This is a genomic window from Paenibacillus sp. FSL R7-0048, assembly GCF_038004505.1.
GTDB lineage: Bacteria > Bacillota > Bacilli > Paenibacillales > Paenibacillaceae > Paenibacillus_AQ > Paenibacillus_AQ odorifer.
In genome coordinates this window covers 3,394,791-3,416,255 of the sequence record NZ_JBBORF010000001.1, presented here as the reverse complement: position 1 = coordinate 3,416,255, position 21,465 = coordinate 3,394,791, and the positions used below count along the sequence as shown (strand labels likewise).

The 21,465-nt window shown below is 38.9% G+C and carries 22 protein-coding genes and 1 pseudogene; 4 read left to right on the top strand and 19 right to left on the bottom strand.

Annotated features, from left to right (window positions below; translation table 11 throughout):
• Positions 1-38 precede the first annotated feature (38 nt).
• Complete coding sequence (locus NSQ91_RS15410) at positions 39-590, bottom strand: YdhK family protein (protein WP_076184534.1); 552 nt, start codon at positions 588-590, stop codon at positions 39-41.
• Positions 591-765: 175 nt separating this feature from the next.
• Here NSQ91_RS15410 and sleB point away from each other — a divergent pair, with 175 nt between their 5' ends.
• Positions 766-1,407, top strand: a complete 642-nt coding sequence (gene sleB, locus NSQ91_RS15405) for a spore cortex-lytic enzyme (RefSeq protein ID WP_076184533.1) — start codon at positions 766-768, stop codon at positions 1,405-1,407.
• Positions 1,408-1,597: 190 nt separating this feature from the next.
• Here the strand turns inward: sleB and NSQ91_RS15400 are convergent, their stop codons facing one another.
• Entirely contained in the window at positions 1,598-2,149 is a 552-nt protein-coding gene (locus NSQ91_RS15400) for a GNAT family N-acetyltransferase (RefSeq protein ID WP_076184532.1), read from the bottom strand.
• Positions 2,150-2,475: 326 nt separating this feature from the next.
• On the opposite strand from NSQ91_RS15400, the pseudogene NSQ91_RS15395 reads away from it, so the two are divergent.
• A pseudogene (locus tag NSQ91_RS15395) lies at positions 2,476-3,115 on the top strand (DUF2935 domain-containing protein).
• A gap of 192 nt (positions 3,116-3,307) precedes the next feature.
• Here the strand turns inward: NSQ91_RS15395 and NSQ91_RS15390 are convergent.
• From NSQ91_RS15390 to NSQ91_RS15355, 8 genes are all read right to left on the bottom strand, one after another.
• On the bottom strand, positions 3,308-3,574 hold the full coding sequence (locus tag NSQ91_RS15390; protein ID WP_038570858.1) for a CD3324 family protein: 267 nt from the start codon (positions 3,572-3,574) through the stop codon (positions 3,308-3,310).
• 187 nt (positions 3,575-3,761) lie between these two features.
• Complete coding sequence (locus NSQ91_RS15385) at positions 3,762-5,156, bottom strand: protoporphyrinogen oxidase (protein ID WP_076190419.1); 1,395 nt, start codon at positions 5,154-5,156, stop codon at positions 3,762-3,764.
• 143 nt (positions 5,157-5,299) lie between these two features.
• The gene (locus tag NSQ91_RS15380) at positions 5,300-7,903 is read right to left on the bottom strand and encodes an ABC transporter permease (RefSeq protein ID WP_076305503.1); all 2,604 of its coding nucleotides are present in this window, start codon (positions 7,901-7,903) and stop codon (positions 5,300-5,302) included.
• A complete protein-coding gene (locus NSQ91_RS15375) occupies positions 7,900-8,583 on the bottom strand; it encodes an ABC transporter ATP-binding protein (RefSeq protein WP_076125806.1) in 684 nt (227 codons plus the stop codon). The genes NSQ91_RS15380 and NSQ91_RS15375 overlap by 4 nt, the downstream gene beginning before the upstream one ends.
• A gap of 95 nt (positions 8,584-8,678) precedes the next feature.
• Positions 8,679-9,680, bottom strand: a complete 1,002-nt coding sequence (locus NSQ91_RS15370; RefSeq protein WP_076305504.1) for a sensor histidine kinase — start codon at positions 9,678-9,680, stop codon at positions 8,679-8,681.
• Positions 9,681-10,364 carry a response regulator transcription factor gene (locus NSQ91_RS15365; protein WP_076125811.1) on the bottom strand — a complete coding sequence of 228 codons (684 nt, stop codon included), beginning with the start codon at positions 10,362-10,364 and terminating at the stop codon, positions 9,681-9,683. It abuts the gene before it with no gap.
• Between the two features lie 35 nt (positions 10,365-10,399).
• A complete protein-coding gene (locus NSQ91_RS15360) occupies positions 10,400-11,200 on the bottom strand; it encodes a GNAT family N-acetyltransferase (RefSeq protein ID WP_340918646.1) in 801 nt (266 codons plus the stop codon).
• A gap of 211 nt (positions 11,201-11,411) precedes the next feature.
• On the bottom strand, positions 11,412-12,179 hold the full coding sequence (locus tag NSQ91_RS15355; RefSeq protein WP_076305506.1) for an SDR family NAD(P)-dependent oxidoreductase: 768 nt from the start codon (positions 12,177-12,179) through the stop codon (positions 11,412-11,414).
• A gap of 257 nt (positions 12,180-12,436) precedes the next feature.
• Here NSQ91_RS15355 and NSQ91_RS15350 point away from each other — a divergent pair, with 257 nt between their 5' ends.
• The gene (locus tag NSQ91_RS15350; RefSeq protein ID WP_076190423.1) at positions 12,437-13,045 is read left to right on the top strand and encodes a TetR/AcrR family transcriptional regulator; all 609 of its coding nucleotides are present in this window, start codon (positions 12,437-12,439) and stop codon (positions 13,043-13,045) included.
• A 101-nt stretch (positions 13,046-13,146) separates the two neighbouring features.
• Here the strand turns inward: NSQ91_RS15350 and NSQ91_RS15345 are convergent, their stop codons facing one another.
• From NSQ91_RS15345 to NSQ91_RS15330, 4 genes are all read right to left on the bottom strand, one after another.
• Positions 13,147-13,464, bottom strand: coding sequence for an iron-sulfur cluster biosynthesis family protein (locus tag NSQ91_RS15345; protein WP_076125818.1), 318 nt, complete (start codon positions 13,462-13,464; stop codon positions 13,147-13,149).
• 121 nt (positions 13,465-13,585) lie between these two features.
• Entirely contained in the window at positions 13,586-14,044 is a 459-nt protein-coding gene (locus NSQ91_RS15340) for a DMT family transporter (RefSeq protein WP_076125820.1), read from the bottom strand.
• A gap of 31 nt (positions 14,045-14,075) precedes the next feature.
• Positions 14,076-14,501: a DMT family transporter gene (locus NSQ91_RS15335; protein ID WP_076190424.1), complete on the bottom strand. Its 426-nt coding sequence runs from the start codon at positions 14,499-14,501 to the stop codon at positions 14,076-14,078.
• 190 nt (positions 14,502-14,691) lie between these two features.
• Positions 14,692-15,093 (bottom strand): NUDIX hydrolase, encoded by a 402-nt coding sequence (locus tag NSQ91_RS15330; RefSeq protein ID WP_076125824.1) that lies wholly within the window; start codon positions 15,091-15,093, stop codon positions 14,692-14,694.
• A 367-nt stretch (positions 15,094-15,460) separates the two neighbouring features.
• Here NSQ91_RS15330 and NSQ91_RS15325 point away from each other — a divergent pair, with 367 nt between their 5' ends.
• Positions 15,461-16,261, top strand: coding sequence for a polysaccharide deacetylase family protein (locus NSQ91_RS15325; protein WP_076305507.1), 801 nt, complete (start codon positions 15,461-15,463; stop codon positions 16,259-16,261).
• A 74-nt stretch (positions 16,262-16,335) separates the two neighbouring features.
• On the opposite strand, the gene NSQ91_RS15320 is transcribed toward NSQ91_RS15325, so the two are convergent.
• The 5 genes from NSQ91_RS15320 to NSQ91_RS15300 all read right to left on the bottom strand — a co-directional run bounded on the left by NSQ91_RS15320 (position 16,336) and on the right by NSQ91_RS15300 (position 21,347).
• The gene (locus tag NSQ91_RS15320) at positions 16,336-17,478 is read right to left on the bottom strand and encodes a copper amine oxidase N-terminal domain-containing protein (protein WP_076305508.1); all 1,143 of its coding nucleotides are present in this window, start codon (positions 17,476-17,478) and stop codon (positions 16,336-16,338) included.
• Between the two features lie 68 nt (positions 17,479-17,546).
• Positions 17,547-18,707 carry an alanyl-tRNA editing protein gene (locus tag NSQ91_RS15315; RefSeq protein ID WP_076305509.1) on the bottom strand — a complete coding sequence of 387 codons (1,161 nt, stop codon included), beginning with the start codon at positions 18,705-18,707 and terminating at the stop codon, positions 17,547-17,549.
• 129 nt (positions 18,708-18,836) lie between these two features.
• A complete protein-coding gene (locus tag NSQ91_RS15310; protein ID WP_076190427.1) occupies positions 18,837-19,064 on the bottom strand; it encodes a hypothetical protein in 228 nt (75 codons plus the stop codon).
• Between the two features lie 89 nt (positions 19,065-19,153).
• A complete protein-coding gene (locus NSQ91_RS15305) occupies positions 19,154-20,779 on the bottom strand; it encodes a DUF4179 domain-containing protein (RefSeq protein ID WP_076305510.1) in 1,626 nt (541 codons plus the stop codon).
• The gene (locus NSQ91_RS15300) at positions 20,757-21,347 is read right to left on the bottom strand and encodes an RNA polymerase sigma factor (protein ID WP_076302019.1); all 591 of its coding nucleotides are present in this window, start codon (positions 21,345-21,347) and stop codon (positions 20,757-20,759) included. Before NSQ91_RS15300 ends, NSQ91_RS15305 begins: the two co-directional genes overlap by 23 nt.
• Positions 21,348-21,465: the final 118 nt, after the last annotated feature.

Below are 21,465 nucleotides of genomic sequence, written 5' to 3'. Positions count from 1 at the left end.
TGCGTAACTGAGTAAGTTGCAGTTTTTGTGTTGATCTATTATTTTACAGGTGAAAGCTCATCTTCTGTTACCCACTTATGATTTTTCACTTCATCTCCACCCGTAGTAGGTTTGTAATTAATCATATAGACAGTGGTTTTTTCTGCTGAGTTAATCTGAGCCGTTGCACCCTTCATATCCTTCATATGATCAGATTCCATAATGACCTCTGAGCCTGGTTGATAGGATATATCCTCTGCTTCTTTTATTTCTTCATGAATAATCCACTTATGATTTGTGACCGGCTGACCTCCTGTAGTAGGTCTATAGGAAACATTATATGCTGTCGTCTCATAAGCTCCCACAATTGTCGCAATGGCTCCCTTCATCCCTTCCATATGGTCAGTTTGGATCACAGCTTCACTTCCTTCTTTGTAAGTAGGATTCTCCGCTACCCTCAGATCTTTTGGAACTTCACCTGAACTTGAATGTGAGTTATGTTCCATTTGTGTATCGTTAGAAGACATCTGATTGCCATAGCTATTGTCATTACTACAAGCACTTAAGCTGAAAGCAGCTGCGACGACTAGTAGAAATAATTGCTTTTTCATATAAAAGACCTCCGAAATTTTATCTGCCTATAAGTATTATTTTACCCATTTCAGAAAATCACAAACGGAACTAAGGATTCACAGTTTGTAAAACAGTAATTTATTTTCCATTAAATGAGTATTGTCTCAATGCTTAAACTATATTTATAATGTTTTCTGAAAGGAGGCTGCTATAATGAAGACTAAAATATTCACTTTGTTGCTTCTTTTGGGTCTGGTGAGCATGGCTACTATGATCGGTTCTGCTAATGCAGCTCCGGTATTAACCATAGGAAGTTCTTCAGGAGATGTATGGGATCTACAATATAGATTAAAAACCCTTGATTTCTATACTGAGCCCTTAGATGGGGTATACGGATCACAGACGAAAGCAGCGGTTGCTAAATTTCAAAAGGCCTATGGCATAAGCGCTGATGGGATTTCGGGGACAAAAACTTGGAATATTTTAAAAAAACACACGCTTAATATTAATGAAATGGATATTTTGGCTAAAGTTATCTACAGTGAGTCTCGCGGTGAGCCTTATGTTGGACAAGTTGCAGTGGGTGCAGTAGTCATGAATCGTATACAATCTAGTCAATTTCCTGACAATATCAAAGAAGTTGTATTCCAAAAAGGAGCTTTCACAGCCGTATCTGACGGCCAGTATTGGCTTACACCAAATCAGACAGCTTATTTAGCTGCTCTTGATGCTGTTCGAGGTTGGGACCCGACAAACCATTCAATCTATTATTTCAATCCCGATACAGCAACTAGTGCATGGATTTGGTCACGTCCGCAAAACTTAAAAATTGGTAAGCATATATTTGCAAGTTAAACGCATCAAATAGCTAAGATCAACAAAAGCCGATCTAACTACGATAGTTAGATCGGCTTTTATTATTAAACCTATTCGATAGTGATAGCATCCATTCCAAGCACTAAAGCTACCAAATATTGCAGTCAATTGTACTTATAAGCTTTCGCTTTTAAGAATGAAATCTTAAACATAACTTCGAAATCCCCTTTTATGGATTCGATAATTTTGTTTGGTTATTGAATGTAAAAATCATCTTTAATTCATCATCATATGACTTCCCGCATTCCTCTAAATAACTATCACCAGTGTATTCTTTTAAAGTTTTCCTCCAAAAATGCTGTGCTCTCCTATTTGTATCCGTGGGATTCGTTTGCAGCTCCCAGTTACCCAAATGAAGCTTAAAGACTTCCTTAGCCGCATATTCAGCGATCCCCTTACCACGGAAGGGCCGTAGAATAAAAAATTCATTCAAATAGAATTCACAAGCAGACGGTGTGTATGGTGGTGTAGCAACTAATGCAAACCCTACTGGAATATCATTTTCTTTTATTAAATAAGGATACAAAATGCCAGCTTTCTCCCACCAAATGTCGAAGACTTTATTCTGTTCCTGCAGTGACTGTGTCTCGTCCTCCTCGAATATCCCATATCGATTAGGAATCGTCCCCCATATTTCTGATAGATCGTGTAAGTATAGTGGGTAAAGGTTGTTAATAATAAACTTCGAGGCACTGTCAGTTAAGGTTATTGTAATATTCATGTCGTTCCCTCCTTACCTTCTGTCGAATTCCTGAATATATTTATGGAGATCACTCAAATATTATGGTTACTGGAACAAGCTTAATCTCCATCATACCTCCACAATTTCTTCTCAATAATTACTTCTTTTCTCAGTATAATTAGGACCTCACTCTAGTTATATGCCATATTCGATTAGAATTAATTTTTATATAATGTCACCATTTATATTTGATAATTAAGTTAACCGTACCTACTGTACTTCTATATACTCGTCTTAACTTTTGCGGATACAGTACAAACCTCACGCATATTATAATTGTATAAAAATGGGAGGTGCGCTCAGATATGCCGGATCCTTTTGATTCGAGATCTCTAGATGAAATAAGATTCTGGTCACGAATCATGAAAGAACACTCTTTTTTTCTTAAATTAGGGTTTCGTTGTGAAGACACGCAACTAATTAATGAAGCAAACCAATTCTATGCCACATTCGAAGCCATAGAGAATAGATCACTCGGATTTACTGTGGATTCTGATCCAGCTGTAATACGGAAGTTTAATGAGGAAGTTCATAGTGCAGCTTCACATATCTGGGCGTTTAAAAGAAAAATACTAGGTCTAATTCTACAATGTAAGCTTCCAGGCGGAACGAACTTCCCCTTATTAGTGGATCATGTCAGTAGGGAAGCCAACTATTTTCGAAATCGACTGGAAGAACTGAATCAAGATAGGTTAGATCTTTTATCAGACGCAATTATTAATGAAAACCAAACCCCTGCTCAGTCAGCAACTTAACGAGAATAAAGTCTCAGTTAAATCTCTCCGTGACTTTAAGAAAACGGCACGTGATCTTATTGAGGAATGCCGAATAAAGAGCATCATCCATCCATTGCTTGCGGATCATGTATTCCGAGAAGCAGAACGATTCCTGTATATAATTGATGCATTTGAAGCCTCTTTGAATATGAATAAACAAATCGTATAGCATTACATGAAATCTATTTAAAAGCGATTAATGTTGCAATTAGAAGCAATGACAATGATGAAAGAAGCACTAAACAAAACAAAGGTTTCTAGTACAGCTATTAATGCCGCAAATAAAAAGATGGATGAATTATAATTAAATTCCAAAAACCACGTCAGAGTTTCCTCTAACGTGGTTTTTTTGGATGATAAGCTATTTTTTTGAATAAACAATTTTCTTAATACTATCCCTAGATAGGCAATATTCATCTGAAAGCTGGTCAACCGTTGCACCCACAGCAAACCTTAGACAGATTTCGATGTTTCTAGATCTTAAGTATTTTCTGCTCCCTGACTTTTCGCCCCATTTTACATGTGATTCTTCAGGCTTAGGGATATAAACCATACCCCCGTTGATATATTTCTGAATTTCCTCTAATAATTCTTTTGGGAAAATCGTATCTGCATTTACATATTTCATAATCGCTCTGCTCCTTAAACTTTTTATGAGTTTGAAGGTAGCAAAGTCTATTCTTTAAACAACCCATGCACACTGCACTAGCGGTAAAATCAATTTTTCGCTCTATACAAACAACCGCCGTTGTTTATAAGTCTAGACTTTGCATAGAGCTGATCGCTAATCTTCTCACGATTGTACACCCTCCTTTTTAATGTGTAATTACTTGTTTCAGAATACGCTCTGCTGTTTTTTCTCCATTCGCAATACAATCTGGAATGCCTACACCATAATAGGAGCATCCAGCAAGGATAACATTAGGATACCTGTCTGTCATCTTCTTCTCTAAGGATACTACAATTTGATGATGAAGTTTATGGTAGTTTGGCATTACATCATGCCATTTGGTCACATCGTAGGTAGCTGGCTGTCCTGTTATCCCGAGACTGGTCTGTATATCTTTCAAAGCCACCTTCAATAGTTCCTCTTCAGATAGCTTGATCAACGAATCATAATGAGGGTTTGAGCTTTTATAAAAGAGTCTGACAAGCAGACGCTGTTGTCCTGACGTATGCTCCCACTTGCGACTTGTCCACGTACACGCATTACATAGAACATCATCGCTGTTGGCAGTGATGAACCCTGTGCCATTCGCAGGCAGCTGACTGTCGGGGATATCAAATCCTAAATATACACTAATCATAGAACTATTATATAACTGATTGAAATCTTCATTTAGTTTTTCGTCTTGAAGTAGCGCTTGTGCAGTAGAATGCATCGTTCCAAGTACGACAACATCGGAGTCTATGATTCGTCCATCTGCCAAAGTTACCTGGTACTGCTCTCCACGCTTCTCAATTCTTTCGGCACGAATCCCTTTGATGATCTCCGAATTAGAAAGATGTTCTTCCATAGAGTCGATCAAGGCAGATACACCTCCCTTGAATGACATGAACTTCTTATCACCATTCCCTTGAAATTTGGCTTTATTTGCGGATAAGCCTTGAATAATACTGCCATATTCATTCTTATAATCAATCAAATAAGGCAGCGTTGAGGCAATTGTAAGTTCGCTTAGCTTCCCGGAATATACACCTGAAAGAACCGGTGAAATTTGCTTCTCGACAAGTTCTTTACCAAAAAAAGCTTCTAGAAAATCACCCACGGAATCGTTTTTCGTAAACTTATTATTGGGAGTGTAGAAATCTTTGAGTGCTTCAACCTTTCCTTCAGCTGAGATCAGTTCTGTTGTAGCAAGCGACTCCATACTGAGCGGAATGCCAAAGACTGCATCTTTAGGAATTTGCTTCAGTTTACCTTCTGTATAAATAAAGGATATTCCTGTCGCGTTATATACAACCTCATTTTGAATACCCAACTCTTCAATCAGAGGTGCAACATTCGTTTTGCGAGTGACAATAGAATCTGCCCCAGACTCCATAATGAAGTCTTCTTGTTTTAGTGTTCTGATTTTGCCGCCCAGTCTATCGCTGGCTTCAACCAAAATGATTTTTACATCTAGCTTGTTATGCTCTATAGATTTCTGTAAATAGTAAGCGGTAGACAATCCAGTAATTCCCCCGCCAATCACGACAACTGTTCTCAATTCGTTGACACCTACCTCGTGGTTATAATCTGTTCAATTCAATTGTGTACATTATATCATAGGAATTTATAAGAATTTACATACCAACGTGTCAGATATGACACAAAAAAGCCGCGTTAAACGCGGCAATGATGGGCTAATAGTTATATATTTTCCTGTTTCAATGCATCGATAATGTTCTCTTTTTTCACTTTTGAGCTTGAATATAACATAGCTGCGCTAACGATGATAAACACTGCCAATATGACACACAAGATACTCATCCACGGAAGTGTGAATCCATAAGAGAAGCTGCTCATCATTGATCTATAGATCAAGTACATAATAACTATACTAATCGGAAGCCCATATAGTAGTGACTTTATTCCATAAAAAACACTTTCGTAATTAATCATTTTATTAAAACCATTTGGCGTCATGCCCACAGACTTCAGCATCGCAAACTCTCTTTTACGAAGAGATATGCTAGTTGATATCGTATTAAAAATATTCGCAATTGATATTAAAGTAATCAAAGCAATAAAACCATAGGTGAAAATAGACATTAACATGATCATCTGCTCACTATTTTGTCTATTTTGATACACATTTTGAACATAGATATTCCGCTCTTTCATTTCCTCTATGGCTTGTTGTGTCGCTAATGGGTTTGTGCTGTTCAAGTTAAGCCGGCTTTGAATATCTTTGCTCATCGCATCATTTGTTAGTTTATCGAAGACTTGTTCAGAGACGATGATGTTTATTCCACCAACCATTGCTGAATGTACTCCCATTGGACGTTTATCAGTTAGAGCGACAATTTTTACTGGTGATAAATTCGTCTCTTTTTTGGTATCCCAATCCGTATAAATAAGCTCAAGCTTTTGGCCGACTTCAGAGTGAAAAGCTTTAGTCTCAACAATTTTTTTAGCTTTCTCATCCTCAAAGGTAACCGTATCATTCACAATAGCAGTCATCTGATCAAGCTTCGTTAGTTGTTCATAATTTATACCGACCGTTTCTGCATAGGTTTTCAAACTCTGTTCATTTAGTGCATAGATCTGAATATAGTAAGGATATTTCCCGTTCTTTAGAACACTCTTATCCGCCTGCACAATCTCTTGCAATTCTTTTGCCATATTTTTCTCATCAATCCATGAACTCACACTGAGTTCCTTAGTCACATTATATTCCGTTATATTAGGTAATTTGGATATCGAGTTCGTCAACCGGTCCACTTTTTGAGCGTCCTCAGTCCCCATATATACTTGGATATCATAGTTCAAACCATCCTGTGAGAGTTCTACCGATCTTCTCATATTAGAAGTGAACGCTGATACAGATAAAAATAAAACAATACTAATGACAAGTGAGAACACGGTTGCTTGGTACCTGCGTTTATTTCTCTTTAAATTCTTCAAACCAATTTCTGCTTCAATACCAAACAATCTGCGCACGAACTTGGATGTTTTCACCGCTTTACCTGAGAGCTTAACATCGGTTGTTTGTCTGATCGCATCAATTGCCGAGATCTTTGAAGCCTTTCTGGCTGGAAGATAGGTGGATATAAAAATTGTCAGTATTGAAACTAAACAAGCGGTTAGTAGAGACAGAGGTGTAACAATCAACATTAATCTCTCAGTTATCCCTAATACATCTTTAATCATCGAATTGATAAACATAAAAGTGATCCCGATGCCTGCTATACCGCAAATGATCCCAATTGGAATACTAATTAAACCGATAATCATTCCTTCAAAAAACACTGAATTCTGCTTTTGCCACTTTGTAGCCCCTACACTGGAGAGCATCCCTAAATGACGTGCACGCTCCGAGACAGAGATTGCAAAAGCATTATAGATTAAAGAAACGGAACCAATGATAATCACAACCATAATAATTACTGACAATAAAAGAAGTGTGTTACGTAAGCCATCGTTATTCGTCACACCATAATAGCGGAGCAGACTATTATTATAAGAGATCGACTCGATCTTATTTTCTTTTGCCAATTCCTCTGCATGCTTGTATATGGAGCTGTCCACCTTTTTTAATACAACCGTCGCTGTGGTTTTTTCAGCTGCTCCAATCATGCTTTCATCCACATAACTTATGGCAGTATAACCCGGAGACCATGTTGGTTCCCAAGTAGGACGTTTTATCACTCCCACAATCGTATAGTTCATTGATTTTTTATGAATAATCTTTTCAAGCAAGGTATCCTCTTCAGTCCGTAATCGTTCATTCTGAGATAGGGGTTGGCCACTATTTTCATCATCGCTAGTGACACGTTCACCCACATCAAGCGTTAAAGTTTCACCAATCTTGTAAGAGACTTTTGCATTCTTTGCAATCTCCTCAGAAATGACTACTTCGTGGTTTGTCTTCGGGAGTCTACCTTCCAGCAGTTCAATCGGGAATTGTTTAAAACCAGCTGCATTATATTCCTTGATATACCAATAGGGTTTATTCTCATTCTTCCCACCCTCTAAAGGGGCGTAGCCACGATCGTTGGAGATCACTAGGGCTTTTGTCGCATCATCTGTTTCTATCGCTTTGAGCTGAGCTTTAGTAACATTTCTATATTGGACATGCCATTCTCCATTTGTAGAGATACTTTGCTTCTTCATTAATTCCATAAAAGAAAAACCTAACGTCGCCACAGCCGTTACCATAGCTACTGAAATGATAACTCCAATGATAGTTACCAATGTTCTTCGCTTATTCTGTTTCAAATGTCTTATAGTTAATTTGTTTACGATATTCACGGACGAATCACCTCATCTTTAGCGATCCTTCCATCTTCAATAGTAATGACCCGATCTGCTTGCAAGGCAATACGTTCATCGTGAGTAATCACAATAAGTGTTTGATTATACGTTTTATTAAACATTTTTAATAATTCAATAATTTCACTGCTATTCTTGCTGTCTAGATTACCAGTTGGCTCATCTGCCAGCATAATTGCAGGGTTACTAATTAATGCTCTGCCTATGGATACCCGCTGCTGCTGTCCGCCTGATAGCTGATTCGGCAGATGGTTTAAACGATTTTCCAAATTTAACGCCTTCACGGTATCTGCAAATTGCTTCTTATCCACTTTATGCTGATCGAGCAGCAACGGAAGTGTGATATTCTCTTCAACCGTCAGCACCGGTATGAGATTATAGAACTGATAAATAAGACCAATTTGTCTGCGTCTAAAGATCGCCAGCTGTGTTTCATTCAAATCATAAATATCCGTGTTATCTACAAATACTTTACCGCTTGTCGGTCTATCCACCCCACCTAATAAATGCAGAATCGTTGATTTTCCTGAGCCGGATGGTCCAATAATCGCTACGAATTCACCTTTTTTAATTGAAAAAGATACATCATCCAGAGCCTTTACTGCGGTCTCGCCTTTACCATATGTTTTAGACAGATGTTCAATCTTTAAAATATCCATTGTTAGACCCCCATTTGTTGATGAGATCAGTATATCTGTCTACAATGACTCTTCAGTGACTCTTAAGTGACATTCTAGTCACTAAGCCATAATTGTTAAATCACTTGCTTGTAAAATTTGATCCGAAATTGTGTACCCTTTCCTACTTCACTCACCACATCAATCGTGCCGTTTTGTTCAGTGATAATACTTTGCGCCAAGGCAAGTCCAATTCCAACGCTGTCTTCGTTTGCATTTGTACCCTTGTAGAATCGTTTGAAAATATAGGGGATCTCTGCTTTAGGAATTCCTTTTCCATTATCAGTAATGACAATTTCCGTGAACAGCGTGTTTTCTGCAAAAGAAATCGCAATCTCTCCCCCAGCAGGTGTATGCTCTACACAGTTTTTCAGAATATTAATCATCGCCTCAGTTGTCCAATTGTAATCGCCTATAAATGAGGTAGCGTCTTCACCTTCGATTAGGATCCGTTGCTCCTTAATATCCATTGGAATCAGTATGGGCTCCATAGATTTCTGAACAAGCTTCTTTACTTTTATTGAATCTTTTTTAAATTGAATGGTTCCGGCATCGATCTTTGAGAACTTTAATAATGAAGAAACCAGCCAGCCAATCCGATCGAGCTGAAGGCTGATTTTCCGCGTAAATTCTATTCTTTTCTCAACGTCCAGATCAGGATCGCTTAATAAATCTGCCATCACGGTCATGGAGGTAAGTGGTGTTTTGAGCTGATGGGAGATGTCGGAGATCGCATTGGTAAGCTTTATTTTATCCTCTTGCAAAAGCAAACGCTGCTCCGATAACATCAACGTCACCTTATAAATATCATTTTTCAGGATACTAAGCTCGCCTTCCTGATTATCACGAACATCGAGCGAATAATTACCGCTGCTAATTTGACGTAGATACCCTGAAAGCTTCTCAATTTCGCGGTATCTCCAGCGGGTAAATAATAAACAACAACCTATAAGCAGAACTGAAGTTACCGCCGTGATCCCCATCGCTGCTGATGAAATAAATGCCGTTCCTATAATCGCCAGAAGGCTGATCGTAGTCATCGTTAGTAATAACCATCTAAATTCTCTGTTTCGTAACATCTAATCACCAACCTTATACCCTAAACCGCGTACTGTTTTGATCAGTGTGGGTTCTTGCGGGTTATCCTCTAACTTTTCCCTTAAGCGTTTAATATACACAGACAATGTATTATCATTTACAAATTCTCCGGCGACATCCCAAATCCGCTCTAACAGCTGATTTCTGGAAAGGACTTGTCCCACATGATTAGCAAATATCAGAAGCAGACGATATTCTAATGCTGTTAGCAGAACTTCATCGCCGTTCTTATAAACTTTTCCTTCAAGCGTATTAATCCGTATATTCTCTAGTTCAAAATTAGATGGAGTTTGAGCCTGCTTGTTATATCTCCTTAACACCGATTTAATGCGTGATAACAGCTCGCGAATCCGAAATGGCTTAGTTATGTAATCGTCTGCTCCCATATCAAGTCCCATCACTACATTAACTTCGTCATCAATCGCAGTTAAAAAGATGACCGGAATATCGCTCCGCTCCTTCACGATCTTACACAGATCATATCCGCTGCCATCCGGTAGAGAGAGATCAAAAATGCAAAGTGTTACTTCAGATAACCGCTCCGCCAACACCCTCCTAGCAGAGGTTGCATCATAACATAAAATAGTTTCAAAATGATCCTGCTGCAAGGAATATTCAAGTCCTGAAGCAATCGTTCTATCGTCCTCTACGAGCAATATTCTCATCAATGTTCATCCTAACCTAATAATTTGCGAAACCGTCATATTGAAAAAGCACTACACTTATATTGATGAATTTGCTGAAATCCTAAACGGAGCGCTAGCTTTCGGGAAGCTTCATTATCTAATGAACAGTCCCAGTAAGGTGTAAAACCATTTGTAAGTATATCCTCCGCTACTAAGGCCGCTAAATGAGTCCCCACTCCTCTATTCTGATACTTGGAGAGAGTTTCAATTCCGATAGCATGTGTATCCTCCGTAACGAAACTAGAATAACATACACCCATAATCTCAGTTCCCTCAACAGCAGCATATCCATAGCCTTTTGCCCTAAAGTCTTCTTTCGATGACCAGAATAAATCAATATTATCATGTACAAATTCTATATTCTTTAGATCTAAGTCCTCCCAGTCCAGCATTTTAAGATTTATAATTCTAATCGCATTATTAAGGGACTCAACGGGCTTGTGAAATAACTTGAACACCATTTGTTCAAAAGGATATAGCTTCCTAGAAGGAAACATCAATGCCAGATTCCATTCATTGTGTTGACCTGAGACTTCAAAATACTCCAGCCCAAGCTTTTTCATCCTCGGTACAATCTGACTGGATACATAACTATCTAAGCTTTTAATAAATATCTCATTGGTGTGATCGCCTATAATATAAAATCCTTGCATCCCCTTACTCCATACCAACGCGCTTTTTGGTGTTACAAGTTGATCTACAAAAATCCAGCCCGGATTATTTCCCTCGATAATGGAGAGAATTTCAGGATGAATAGGAGCACCTGTAAGTAACGGTTTCACTTCATTAAAATCCTGTTGAGATAATTCATGCATATGAACACTCCTCGCCAACAATTTATCTAAATCACTGATCAATACTTAAAAAGATTAAATCCCCTTTGTATATTCTATAAGATAATTCAGCAAATTGCTTATTATAAAATCCGATCCGGGTATCCTAAATAAAAAAGAATTGGACCCAATGCTTGACGCACAGGCCCAATCCTTTATTTGGAGTATCCTTAATGATCGAAATCAGCTTGCATTATTGACCTATCATACCACCGTCGACTGTATATAGAGAACCCGTTACGAATGAAGCCTCATCCGACAGAAGGAAGTTCATCACAGCGGCAACCTCTTGCGGTTCTCCGTAGCGTCCCATAGGTGTTGCAGCTTCGTTAGCTGCCTTGTATTCTTCTGCGCTTCCAAAATTATTTTCAATTTTACGCATCATTTGTGTATTGATCGTTCCTGGGAGTACCGCATTTACACGAATACCAAGTGGTGCAAGCTCATTTGCAGCTACGCGAGTCAGACCAATTACAGCATGCTTAGACATAATGTAAGGGGCCATACCTGGTGCACCCATGAGTCCTGCCAGAGAAGAAGTGTTCAGAATAGCACCTGATTTTTGTTTTTTCATCACAGGAATTACATAATGTAGTCCAAGAAATACACCACGTACATTGACGTTATATACAAGATCAAGTGCTTTAACGTTAAGCTCTTCGATTTGACCTGCTGGACCTTCAATTCCGGCATTGTTTGCAAAATAATCAATGGTTCCAAATTTTTCTACCGCTTTATTAACATAATTCTGAACGTCTTCTTCATTAGAGACATCCGCAGCTACAGCTAAAGAGTTAGATTCATTTAAGCCTAAATCTTGGATGACATTTTTTATCGCTTCTTCATTCAGATCGACAAGTACAAGATTCAGTTTACGATCAGACAATCGACGGGCAAGCTCTTTACCGATTCCACCTGCAGCTCCAGTAATTACAGCAGTTTTTACATATGATTCACTCATTGTATGTTCGCATCCTTTGTTATGAATTGGCTATATATTATAGTCTTAGGAGATGGGATAACCTATCTCTATTACTAGAGTACACCCCATTAGTTAACCTGTTCAATAATCAGAATTTTAAGTAATGTCGCCTAACCAACATACTTGCTCTACGTGTTTACTTATGTCTAAATCTTGAACATTAGCTGATCTTTTGTTACTTTTAAAGTAAGAACTATAAATGAACGATAAAAAGATCATAGCTGGAGGTAGTTTTTTTGATACAGGAAGAACATGAAGACAGAAGAACCAGAAGAACACGCCAAGCTCTGAAATCTGCATTCGTTGAGCTAATATTGGAAAATAGCTATGATTCAGTTACGATATTGGACGTGACTAATCGAGCGGATTACAATCGAGGGACTTTTTATAAACATTTTGAGAGTAAAGAGGCTTTGCTTAAGGAAATACATGATGAATTTCTACAGGGTATAGGAGAGGCGCTATTAGACCCTTATGAGGGATTGGAACGTATTGAGGCAACGGAGGTCTTCCCTTCCATTCTGCAGCTGTTCGAATATATTGAGGGGCATAAAGCGGAGTTTTTAGCCTTATCCGCAGTGGAACGAGGGAAAATGACTGTTGAACTGTTCGACCGTTTACGGGAATCCATGCGTGAGGATATGCGAATTGAGATAGAAGCTGATGCTGCTCCTGTGGATTATGAAATTATGTTGAGTTACCAAATGTCTGCTACAGTAGGTGTCATTATGCACTGGGCTGAAGTCAATTTCAAATATTCGGCGAGCTACATGGCAGAACAGTTAATTACACTGGTGAACAGCAAAATAGACCATATAGCTTTTATGAAAAAATCCAATGGGTAAGAAACGAATTGCAAGTGCCATATATAGGAACGAAATTTAAAAAACCAGCGCATTGAGAGATGATCTCAAATGCTCTGGTTTTTAGTATAGCAGTGCTCTACTCAGCGAATATCTTTTACTCGAATATTGCTTCCTAACAGGCCCGAATCACTACTTAATCTGAATGACGGGTAATTCTCATCTGCTTCAAGTCGCATCTGTTCGTCAAATAAAGATTCCTGTTGACGGTCCACAAAAAAAGTAAAGGGCTCTTTCTGAACTTCAATATCTGTAGCATGGGGTTCACTAATAATCTGAATTACGATCACGCCATTACAACCACAGCCCTCTGTATCGAAGAACAATTTAAAATAACCTGGTCGTTCACCAAGGTTTTCATTTAACTTTTCTGTAGTTAGAGAGTTCAATTGTATGAACATTGGATGATCTGCTCCTTATTTATAATTGAGTTACTACTTTCCCAAAGTATAGATTGATTTGCTTTCACTCTCGTGTGACTGCCATCACTTCTATTTTGACAAACATGAGTCTGAGGATAAATTAAGCCGACTTTTGAGTCTCCCGGGCACCACCTAGCTTAAACACTAGAATACCGCCAACAATCACGAGTACTCCGACCAACTGCTTCCAGGTGAATGGAACCTTTTCAAGCCCTAACCAGCCGAGGGAATCCCACAATAAAGCAAACCCAAGCTGAGAGATTAATACGATCGAGATCGCATAGGTAGGCCCAAGACGTTTGGTGCCTTGTACGAGACAGATTACTACACCCACCCCGATTAATCCGCTGATCCAGTACCAAGGCTCCATATTTCGCAAAGTAAATATTCGGCCGCCTTCAAAGATAAGACTCATAATAAAGGAAGCCAGAAAACCCAACCCTAATACTAACGTCGTTGTGGCCCAAGATCCAACCTTTTGATTAACCTTCGTATTAAAAATATTTTGTAAACTAACGAATGAACCCGCGACAAGCGCTAATATTAACCCTAAAATCATAACGTAACTCCTCCAGTTGTTGATTGTATTCTCAGAATTTCAAAATCACTACTCCAGCAATCATCAACCCTATTCCAATAAACTGTGGGAGTCTCATTTGTCGTTTTTCCATCCCAAACCAGCCTTTAATATCAATTAAGAAGGTCAAGCATAGCTGTGCAATGAGCAATGTCGATATAGTAAAAGTAACGCCAATCTGTTGAATGGCAGTGACTTCACTGAAAATAACGACTGCGGCAAAAGATCCGCCAATTAGATATAATGGTTTTACTTCTTTTAATCCTTGCCATTTCCCATCTCTAACAAATAAAAGGATTAGTAACGACATGATAAATCCTGTTAACTGTGTAATTGTCGCAGCTTGCCAAGTCCCAATATCTTGACTAATTCGAGCATTAGATACTCCTTGCAGAGTGATACAAGCCCCCGCTAAAAACGCAAATATAATTCCTCTCATTTCTCTCTCTCCTCAACTTCGATCTCTTACATATTAAAAAGCAATTCAGGCCTTTAAAAAAGGACATCTGTCCTAAACCAAAATAAACGATGTTGTTGCCCCTATAAGCCTTTCGTATATTTTCAAAAAAAAGACCGCCTCAAGCCATCTCTTAGGCTTAAAACGGGCTTTCAGAACTTTAAATTGTGAATTAGGAAAGTAATTTATGCTCATGCAATTGATCGAAAATGATCTGTGTAACGACTGAAACACGATTTCGATCCTTATAAGATAACCAGGATAACTCTTCAATTTCCGACGCAGGACTAAGTGTACCTTCAAAATCCGCGATATAACATGTCATTTTAACTATGACGCCTTCAGCTTTACCGTGAGCTTCCGCTTCAAAGGTTCCAAAATAGGAGATGGTTTCTGGTTTAATACGAACAGAGATCTCTTCCTCGATTTCGCGCACGAGCGTCTCCTCGTCTGTTTCTCCAGCTTCTCTTTTTCCTCCAGGCAAATAATAGGTATCTTTCCCTTTGGAACGCGCACACAAAACTTGTCCATTCTGAATATGAATCCATGCAATTTTATCAATGATTGTAGTCATACAGTTCTCCCCATATTTTTTTCTAATAATTATATCATACAGCCAAGACCATCTATTTATACAACGTCTATATTTGATTTTTGTATGTGCAGCTTAGGTCAACCACATATTTCGTTATGAACAGCTCTGCAAATAGAATTGGTGGGCTCAGCAGGTTAGTGATAAAATATAAAAGTGAGTTTCTTTTGTCTTTTACATAGAGTAGCTTTACAACGTAGAGAAAGTCAGGCAGATAGCATCTCTCCTTAAGTGTATATTTTTCACTGAAAACTCTTTCCTTTTCAAACGTGGAATCTGATTATAACGTCAATTGTTTATAATTGGAAGAAGTAATTTCGAGATTACCAAATTATAGGAGTGTGAATTCATGAAACTTCAATTCAACTTATTCCCAGGCGGATTATCTAAGGCGCTCACTATGAGCTATGATGACGGCCAGAAACACGATATCCGCTTGGCTGGTATTTTTGATCAATATGGAATCAAAGGGACCTTCCATTTAAATAGTGCAATGATCAATGCACCTGGGTTCTTATCGCCCGCTGATGTTAAGCATTCGCTCAGGAATCATGAAGTGTCCGCCCATTCCGTTACTCACCCACATCTAGAGCGTCTTCATTTACCGATGGTAATTGAAGAGCTGTTCGAAGACCGTAAACGATTGGAAAAGCTGGTGGATTATCCAGTGCGAGGCATGTCCTACCCCTACGGTACATACTCTCAGGAGATAATTGCACCACTTCAGTCCGTTGGAATTGAATACAGCCGCACTGTTCACTCTACTAAACAATTTGATATGCCTCTTAATTTCATGGAATGGCATCCAACCTGCCACCATATTGAAGATCTGCATCAGGTTTGGGAGCGATTCACAATGGAAGGACCCTCCCAGAAACTAAGACTCTGCTATGTTTGGGGCCATAGCTATGAGTTCGCACAGCAGAACAATTGGGAGCTAATCGAAACTTTTTGCCAACAAGCAGGTGGACATTCAGATATTTGGTACGCTACTAATATTGAGATTTATGATTATGTCACTGCCCTGTATTCACTGAAATTAAGTGCCGACAAAACGATTATCCGCAACAATTCTGCCATAGATGTTTGGGTATCTATAAATGATCAACCCGTTCAGATTAAGGGTGGAAGTATGATGACAACGAAATAATCATAAATACATAAAAAAGAGCGATGTTCAACATCGCTCTTTTTTTGTACTAATTATATTGATGTGATTCCGAATTATTTCGCTTGAAGTGTATATGTCACTGTTTTTGCTTTTTCTTCAAGGATTGGCGTATAGGTGAATGTCAGTACATTCCCCTTACGGCTTTTCATCCCTAACATTCTGCTCAGAATGTATTGATCTCTGCCATCATTTACTTTATCCCATTCTTTACGATCCTCACTAGTAATCAGTTGTTCACTGAGATTGACGATTTCTCCTGTACTGCTGTAGACAATATATAATTGAGTTGTATCTAATAAGCGAACGAGTGCCACATCCTCCGCGGCGTACTCCACTATGAAATCACCGGTTGCCCCGGTTAATTTCTCCATCTCAAACAACTTGCCCAAACCGCCATCCTTAGTAATATACTGAACGTTCTTCCCATCGGTCATATACACCTGAGTGGAAGGCACTTGAGGCGCGTGTGGATAAGCCGGAATCATATATTGATAATCCATTTGCTTAATTATTGTACCTGCTTGAACTAGTACCTGATAGCTGCTGTTGAAATCATAAAACATTGCATAATGATTGTCCGTTAATTGAAGTAAGTCCGTGCCATTTCCAAGTTTTTTAATCTCAAATCCATGATTGTAAGCTGACTCCTTAAGGGGTAGTTGGCCAATAATTACTGGTTTCCCAGCTGCCGTAGCCCGGTAATATAAATTTGCGTTTTTTTGAGATATCCAATAGGATCTACCTTCTACAGAAGCAGCAACAAATCTAGGTTCATCTACGATTTGGATAACCCCATCCGTTTTATTAAACGCGGTTTTACCCCCAAGTACACTGACTGCAGAGACCAAGGGCATGTACAACGAACCTTTTATGATACGCGGAGATTTTGTTAATGCCATCGCTGCCCCGTTCACTTTTGACGTTGCAGCACCCGCGGTGAAGATGACTTCACGCTCTGGACGTACCAGCTTGGCCATTTTGGACTTTTGATCCCGCGATAACGTATAACCCATAGCATCTGCAAGTGATTTCAAGGGTACAAAAGTTGTATTCTCCGCGATCACTTGTTTACTGCTGATTCCAATTTCTTTATAGTTGAATTGAATTTGCTTGTCTGCTTGCGCAGATACCGCTCCATACCCAGTACTTAAAATCAAAACTGCAAAGATCCCTAGTGTTACCTTCCATTTATTCATTTCTATCCGTCTCCTTCGACCTTATAATCATATGTAATTAGACGGAAGATAATGGAAAAAGTTTCTTCTCACCCTCTAGCAAACTCATAAAATGCCAAAGCATCCTCCCAAGTTGGGAATCCTGCTTGCGCCAGTTTATCGCTGCCCCCGCCTTTACCATTATAGCTGCCTAGATGAGCTTTGAAAAAAGCTCCACAGGAAATCTCCGTGCTCCCGTTCTGCGCAAACACAACCTTATTCTCCGCAGAAGTAGCTAATAATACAGGAAGATCACATTTCGAAGTCAGCTTATTAGCTAAGCTCTGTAGATCTTTTAGCGATTTATCTTCAAATACTTGTGCGATCATCTTTCCCGCTTGCTCATTTAAAAGCTCTTGCACAACATAGTCGTCATTTTTTTCTTTAAGCAGGTAAATTTCAGCTTGCAGCAGCTTTTGTTCATTTTCCCATTTTTCAATTCGATCAATAATCTCATCTTTGCCTGTGTTGAATTTGGAAGACAGTGTTCCAAGGATTTGCTGACTAGTATTAAATTCCTCTAAAGCACGATATCCACATTTAAAATAAATCCGCGTGTTCGCTTTTATTTTCTCAGCTTTTAAAAGCTTAATCATTCCAATTTCACCCGTTGAGGACACATGTGTCCCCCCACAAGCGTTGTATTCAACATCTTTGATCTCAACAATCCGGATGTTCTCTGTCACTTTTGGCTGTTTAACCAATTTAAGCTGTGCAGCCTCTTCCCCTGTTACGAAATAACTGAGAATATTGTGATTTAAGTAAATCTGCCGATTAACTTCTCTCTCTATGGAGTACAGTTGATCAGCAGACAGTTCTGAAACTTCTATATCAATAGTGCAATAGTCCTCACCTAAATGAAAGCTTAAGGTCATAAAGTTATGTTTTTCTAGACAAACCGCTGAGAGCAAATGCTGGCCACTATGCTGCTGCATATGGTCAAATCTTCTATTCCAATCGATCTGACAAGTTACCGATTCCTCATTAGGTAAACGTTCCAGCTTATGCAGTACAAGCTCTTCCTCACTGATTACATCAAGCACAGGGATTCCCTGAATAGCTCCAAGATCACAGGGTTGTCCACCACCATGCGGATAAAAAGCCGTCTCTTCTAAAAGAACATAAAGCCCATCTTCTCGTTCTATGGTTTCAGTCACACGGGTTTGCCAATCAGTCTGGTATGTAGAATTGTAGTATAGTTTGTTAGTCATAAATGGTTTCCTCTCTTTTTTACGTTATCGACATATTAAGTTTATAGTATCATAACGGATAGTTTGAATCTTATTATTTCAAAAAAACCAGCTCCACGCAAAAACTGCGTAGAACTGGTATTAGGGTAATTAACAAGAACAAGTAGCATCTTTTAAATTTCTAATGGCAATTGCATTTAGTCGAAGCGCTTCTACTATTGAGTCTCTTACTGCTAACAATTCAAATCTTTCACGACTGCCAATAGGCAACCTGCAAAGAATGGCTTCAATTCTTTTAAGACTTTCTTTCAGAACCACTCTTTGCTTACGCAATGCGTTCAAAGCTCTTTGAATTTTTCTCTTCTCTGCAGCAGTCATAAACTACCACCTCTTTTCGATTGTGATAGTATATGAGATGCTTATTCCCCCTTATTTGCTTGTACAATCCGGAAACCAAATAACTATATTTACTCTTTTTTGCTAGCTTCCATGATAGGAACGGACCAGTCTACATTAGAATACATTCGATTGTTTATCGTGCGCACTAATTGAAGCTGCTCGGGAATTTGTGTAAGGCCATCGGCACGGAATTGGAAATATTTCTTTTGATTATTTGACTGAGACTCGATAAATTCAATATAACCATCTTTCCATCCTACCCCTTTAGTAGTAAAAGCTCCTTGTTCAGTGAGTTTGTACTCCTTGCCATCTAGTGTCTTAAATATCCATTCACTATTTAAAAACTCATTTCTCAATCTTCCTCTAAAATGTAATACACCTTCCTTCGCTGATACATTGTTATCGGGAGATGACTCCACTGTAAAATCATTTAACATCAGTTCATCCCCGTCAAATGCAAAGGGAATCGGCTGTTCTTTCAACTTGGCAGGCTCAAATTGCACACTAGAACCATCCTTCTCTGGGATGAAATATCCATCCAATACGAAAGTATAAGGCGTATCCTGAGGTAAATATTTAAACGTATAGCTCCAGTGCATAAGTCCCTTTGTTGCCCCGGGAAGGTTAGAGTAGGACATCACGCTATTCTTATTAGGAAACTTTCTAGCATTAACACTGTGAATCTCTTCTCCTGCTGTATCCTCAAAATGGAATTTCAAGCCCTGTTGCTTCCATAGTTCGCCAGGAGAACGGGTCAATGCCTCTTCACTCAATTGCGTATCAAACTCAAAACGAACACCTTGCACCATATGAGTTAATTTTTTCAAGGTCACAGTTAAACCGTCCGGGGAGGTGTAGCTACCCGTTAGTGGCATGGAGGTTGTTTGTTTATTCGCTTCTGTCATATCCATCGAAAAATTAAAATTCCAATCGCCTTTAAGAGTAGGGATGTTCTTGCGTTCACTTCCCAATTCAGTAATATGACCTTCGACCGTAATTCGATCAGTTTGCAGAGGTTCAGTGAAATTAGCGATCAAATAGTAAAAGTCACTGGTAAATCCTATATCGTATAACTCCCCAACAACCTTCCCTTGATCATCCTTAATCGCAATACTGTTCCCATCATTAAGGGCCAACCGCTTTTTATCATGCTTTCCATCTGGTCCAAACAACTGTAACGCAACAATTACCCGTGTAGGATCTGCAACTGCTTCATCTATTTTGATTGTGTAGCCCTTATCCTTCACCTTAATATTAGGATGCTCTACCAACCCAAATTCTTGTGCTCGTAGAAGGCCAATGTCCATGTTGTTTTTTACAAAAAGAGAACGTAAAGTCTCTGCCAGTGTAGGAACGGAATATAAGATCACGGCACTTAGCACAACCAGTAACAACGCCGCACCCATAAATAATCTCAGCAACTTATTGCGCTTCGGATGCTTGCGATTCCTTTGTGTTGGAGTAAATTCCTCAAGCTCTACTTGTTCCAAAGAAGCCATTACTTGAGCAGTAAATGAATCTGGTAAGCGCTCTTCATACATAGCCTGCGACCATTCAGCTTGTTCCTCAAGCTCTGCTTCGTAGATCATATTACAATGCGTACAAGTTGCCATATGTTCAGCTACGGCTTGATCTCGAAAGATAGATTTGCTTAAAATATATTCTTCGATCTCATAGGAATTTAAGCACCTCATCGGTCTTCACCTCCTGGAGTGTAATTAGCTGCTTCAAACGCTGTTTAGCCCGGTATAAATCATTTTGAATCTTGCTTAATGGAACATCTAGAACCATACACATTTCTTCATAGCTTAAATCATTGGTATAACGAAGCAGTAAAGCCGTACGATAATTAGACGGGAGCTTCTGCATCAGGTGAAGCAGCTCTGTGCGATGCTCCGATCGCATTAATTCTTCTTCTGGATTATCCGAAAGAGAATATTCGGCATTGTCGTCCGGCAAACTCGCTGTCGGTCGGTCTTTTTTCCACAAATCCTTCAGTAAATTAGTCGCGATAGCATATAGCCACGCCGCAAAATTCTTATCCAAATCATGTGAGGCCAACTTGCGGTAAGCTTTAATAAACGTCTCCTGCGTTATGTCTTGTGCATCTTGATGATTGGCTCCCATTCCTCGCAAAAGCCCATAAATTTTATTCTTATATCGATTTACAAGATACGAATAGTCTTCTTTATGTCCATCGAGAACATTTTGGATCCATAGCCTCTCATCCTCTTTTTCAACTTTCGGTACATGTCCCTTCACCCTGAAGCCTCCTTGAAGCACGATACTATATAGACGATCCCTATTAAAAAAACTCTCACTTTATACAAAAAAAAGTAGATCTTCAAATAAAACGAAGACCTACTGTGTAATCTACCGA

Coding starts and splice junctions, on each gene's coding strand:
- NSQ91_RS15410 (WP_076184534.1), bottom strand. CDS start 590: ATGAAAAAGCAATTATTTCTACTAGTCGTCGCAGCTGCTTTCAGCTTA.
- sleB (WP_076184533.1), top strand. CDS start 766: ATGAAGACTAAAATATTCACTTTGTTGCTTCTTTTGGGTCTGGTGAGC.
- NSQ91_RS15400 (WP_076184532.1), bottom strand. CDS start 2,149: ATGAATATTACAATAACCTTAACTGACAGTGCCTCGAAGTTTATTATT.
- NSQ91_RS15390 (WP_038570858.1), bottom strand. CDS start 3,574: ATGAAATATGTAAATGCAGATACGATTTTCCCAAAAGAATTATTAGAG.
- NSQ91_RS15375 (WP_076125806.1), bottom strand. CDS start 8,583: ATGGATATTTTAAAGATTGAACATCTGTCTAAAACATATGGTAAAGGC.
- NSQ91_RS15370 (WP_076305504.1), bottom strand. CDS start 9,680: ATGTTACGAAACAGAGAATTTAGATGGTTATTACTAACGATGACTACG.
- NSQ91_RS15365 (WP_076125811.1), bottom strand. CDS start 10,364: ATGAGAATATTGCTCGTAGAGGACGATAGAACGATTGCTTCAGGACTT.
- NSQ91_RS15360 (WP_340918646.1), bottom strand. CDS start 11,200: ATGCATGAATTATCTCAACAGGATTTTAATGAAGTGAAACCGTTACTT.
- NSQ91_RS15355 (WP_076305506.1), bottom strand. CDS start 12,179: ATGAGTGAATCATATGTAAAAACTGCTGTAATTACTGGAGCTGCAGGT.
- NSQ91_RS15345 (WP_076125818.1), bottom strand. CDS start 13,464: ATGTTCATACAATTGAACTCTCTAACTACAGAAAAGTTAAATGAAAAC.
- NSQ91_RS15340 (WP_076125820.1), bottom strand. CDS start 14,044: ATGATTTTAGGGTTAATATTAGCGCTTGTCGCGGGTTCATTCGTTAGT.
- NSQ91_RS15335 (WP_076190424.1), bottom strand. CDS start 14,501: ATGAGAGGAATTATATTTGCGTTTTTAGCGGGGGCTTGTATCACTCTG.
- NSQ91_RS15330 (WP_076125824.1), bottom strand. CDS start 15,093: ATGACTACAATCATTGATAAAATTGCATGGATTCATATTCAGAATGGA.
- NSQ91_RS15325 (WP_076305507.1), top strand. CDS start 15,461: ATGAAACTTCAATTCAACTTATTCCCAGGCGGATTATCTAAGGCGCTC.
- NSQ91_RS15320 (WP_076305508.1), bottom strand. CDS start 17,478: ATGAATAAATGGAAGGTAACACTAGGGATCTTTGCAGTTTTGATTTTA.
- NSQ91_RS15315 (WP_076305509.1), bottom strand. CDS start 18,707: ATGACTAACAAACTATACTACAATTCTACATACCAGACTGATTGGCAA.
- NSQ91_RS15310 (WP_076190427.1), bottom strand. CDS start 19,064: ATGACTGCTGCAGAGAAGAGAAAAATTCAAAGAGCTTTGAACGCATTG.
- NSQ91_RS15305 (WP_076305510.1), bottom strand. CDS start 20,779: ATGAGGTGCTTAAATTCCTATGAGATCGAAGAATATATTTTAAGCAAA.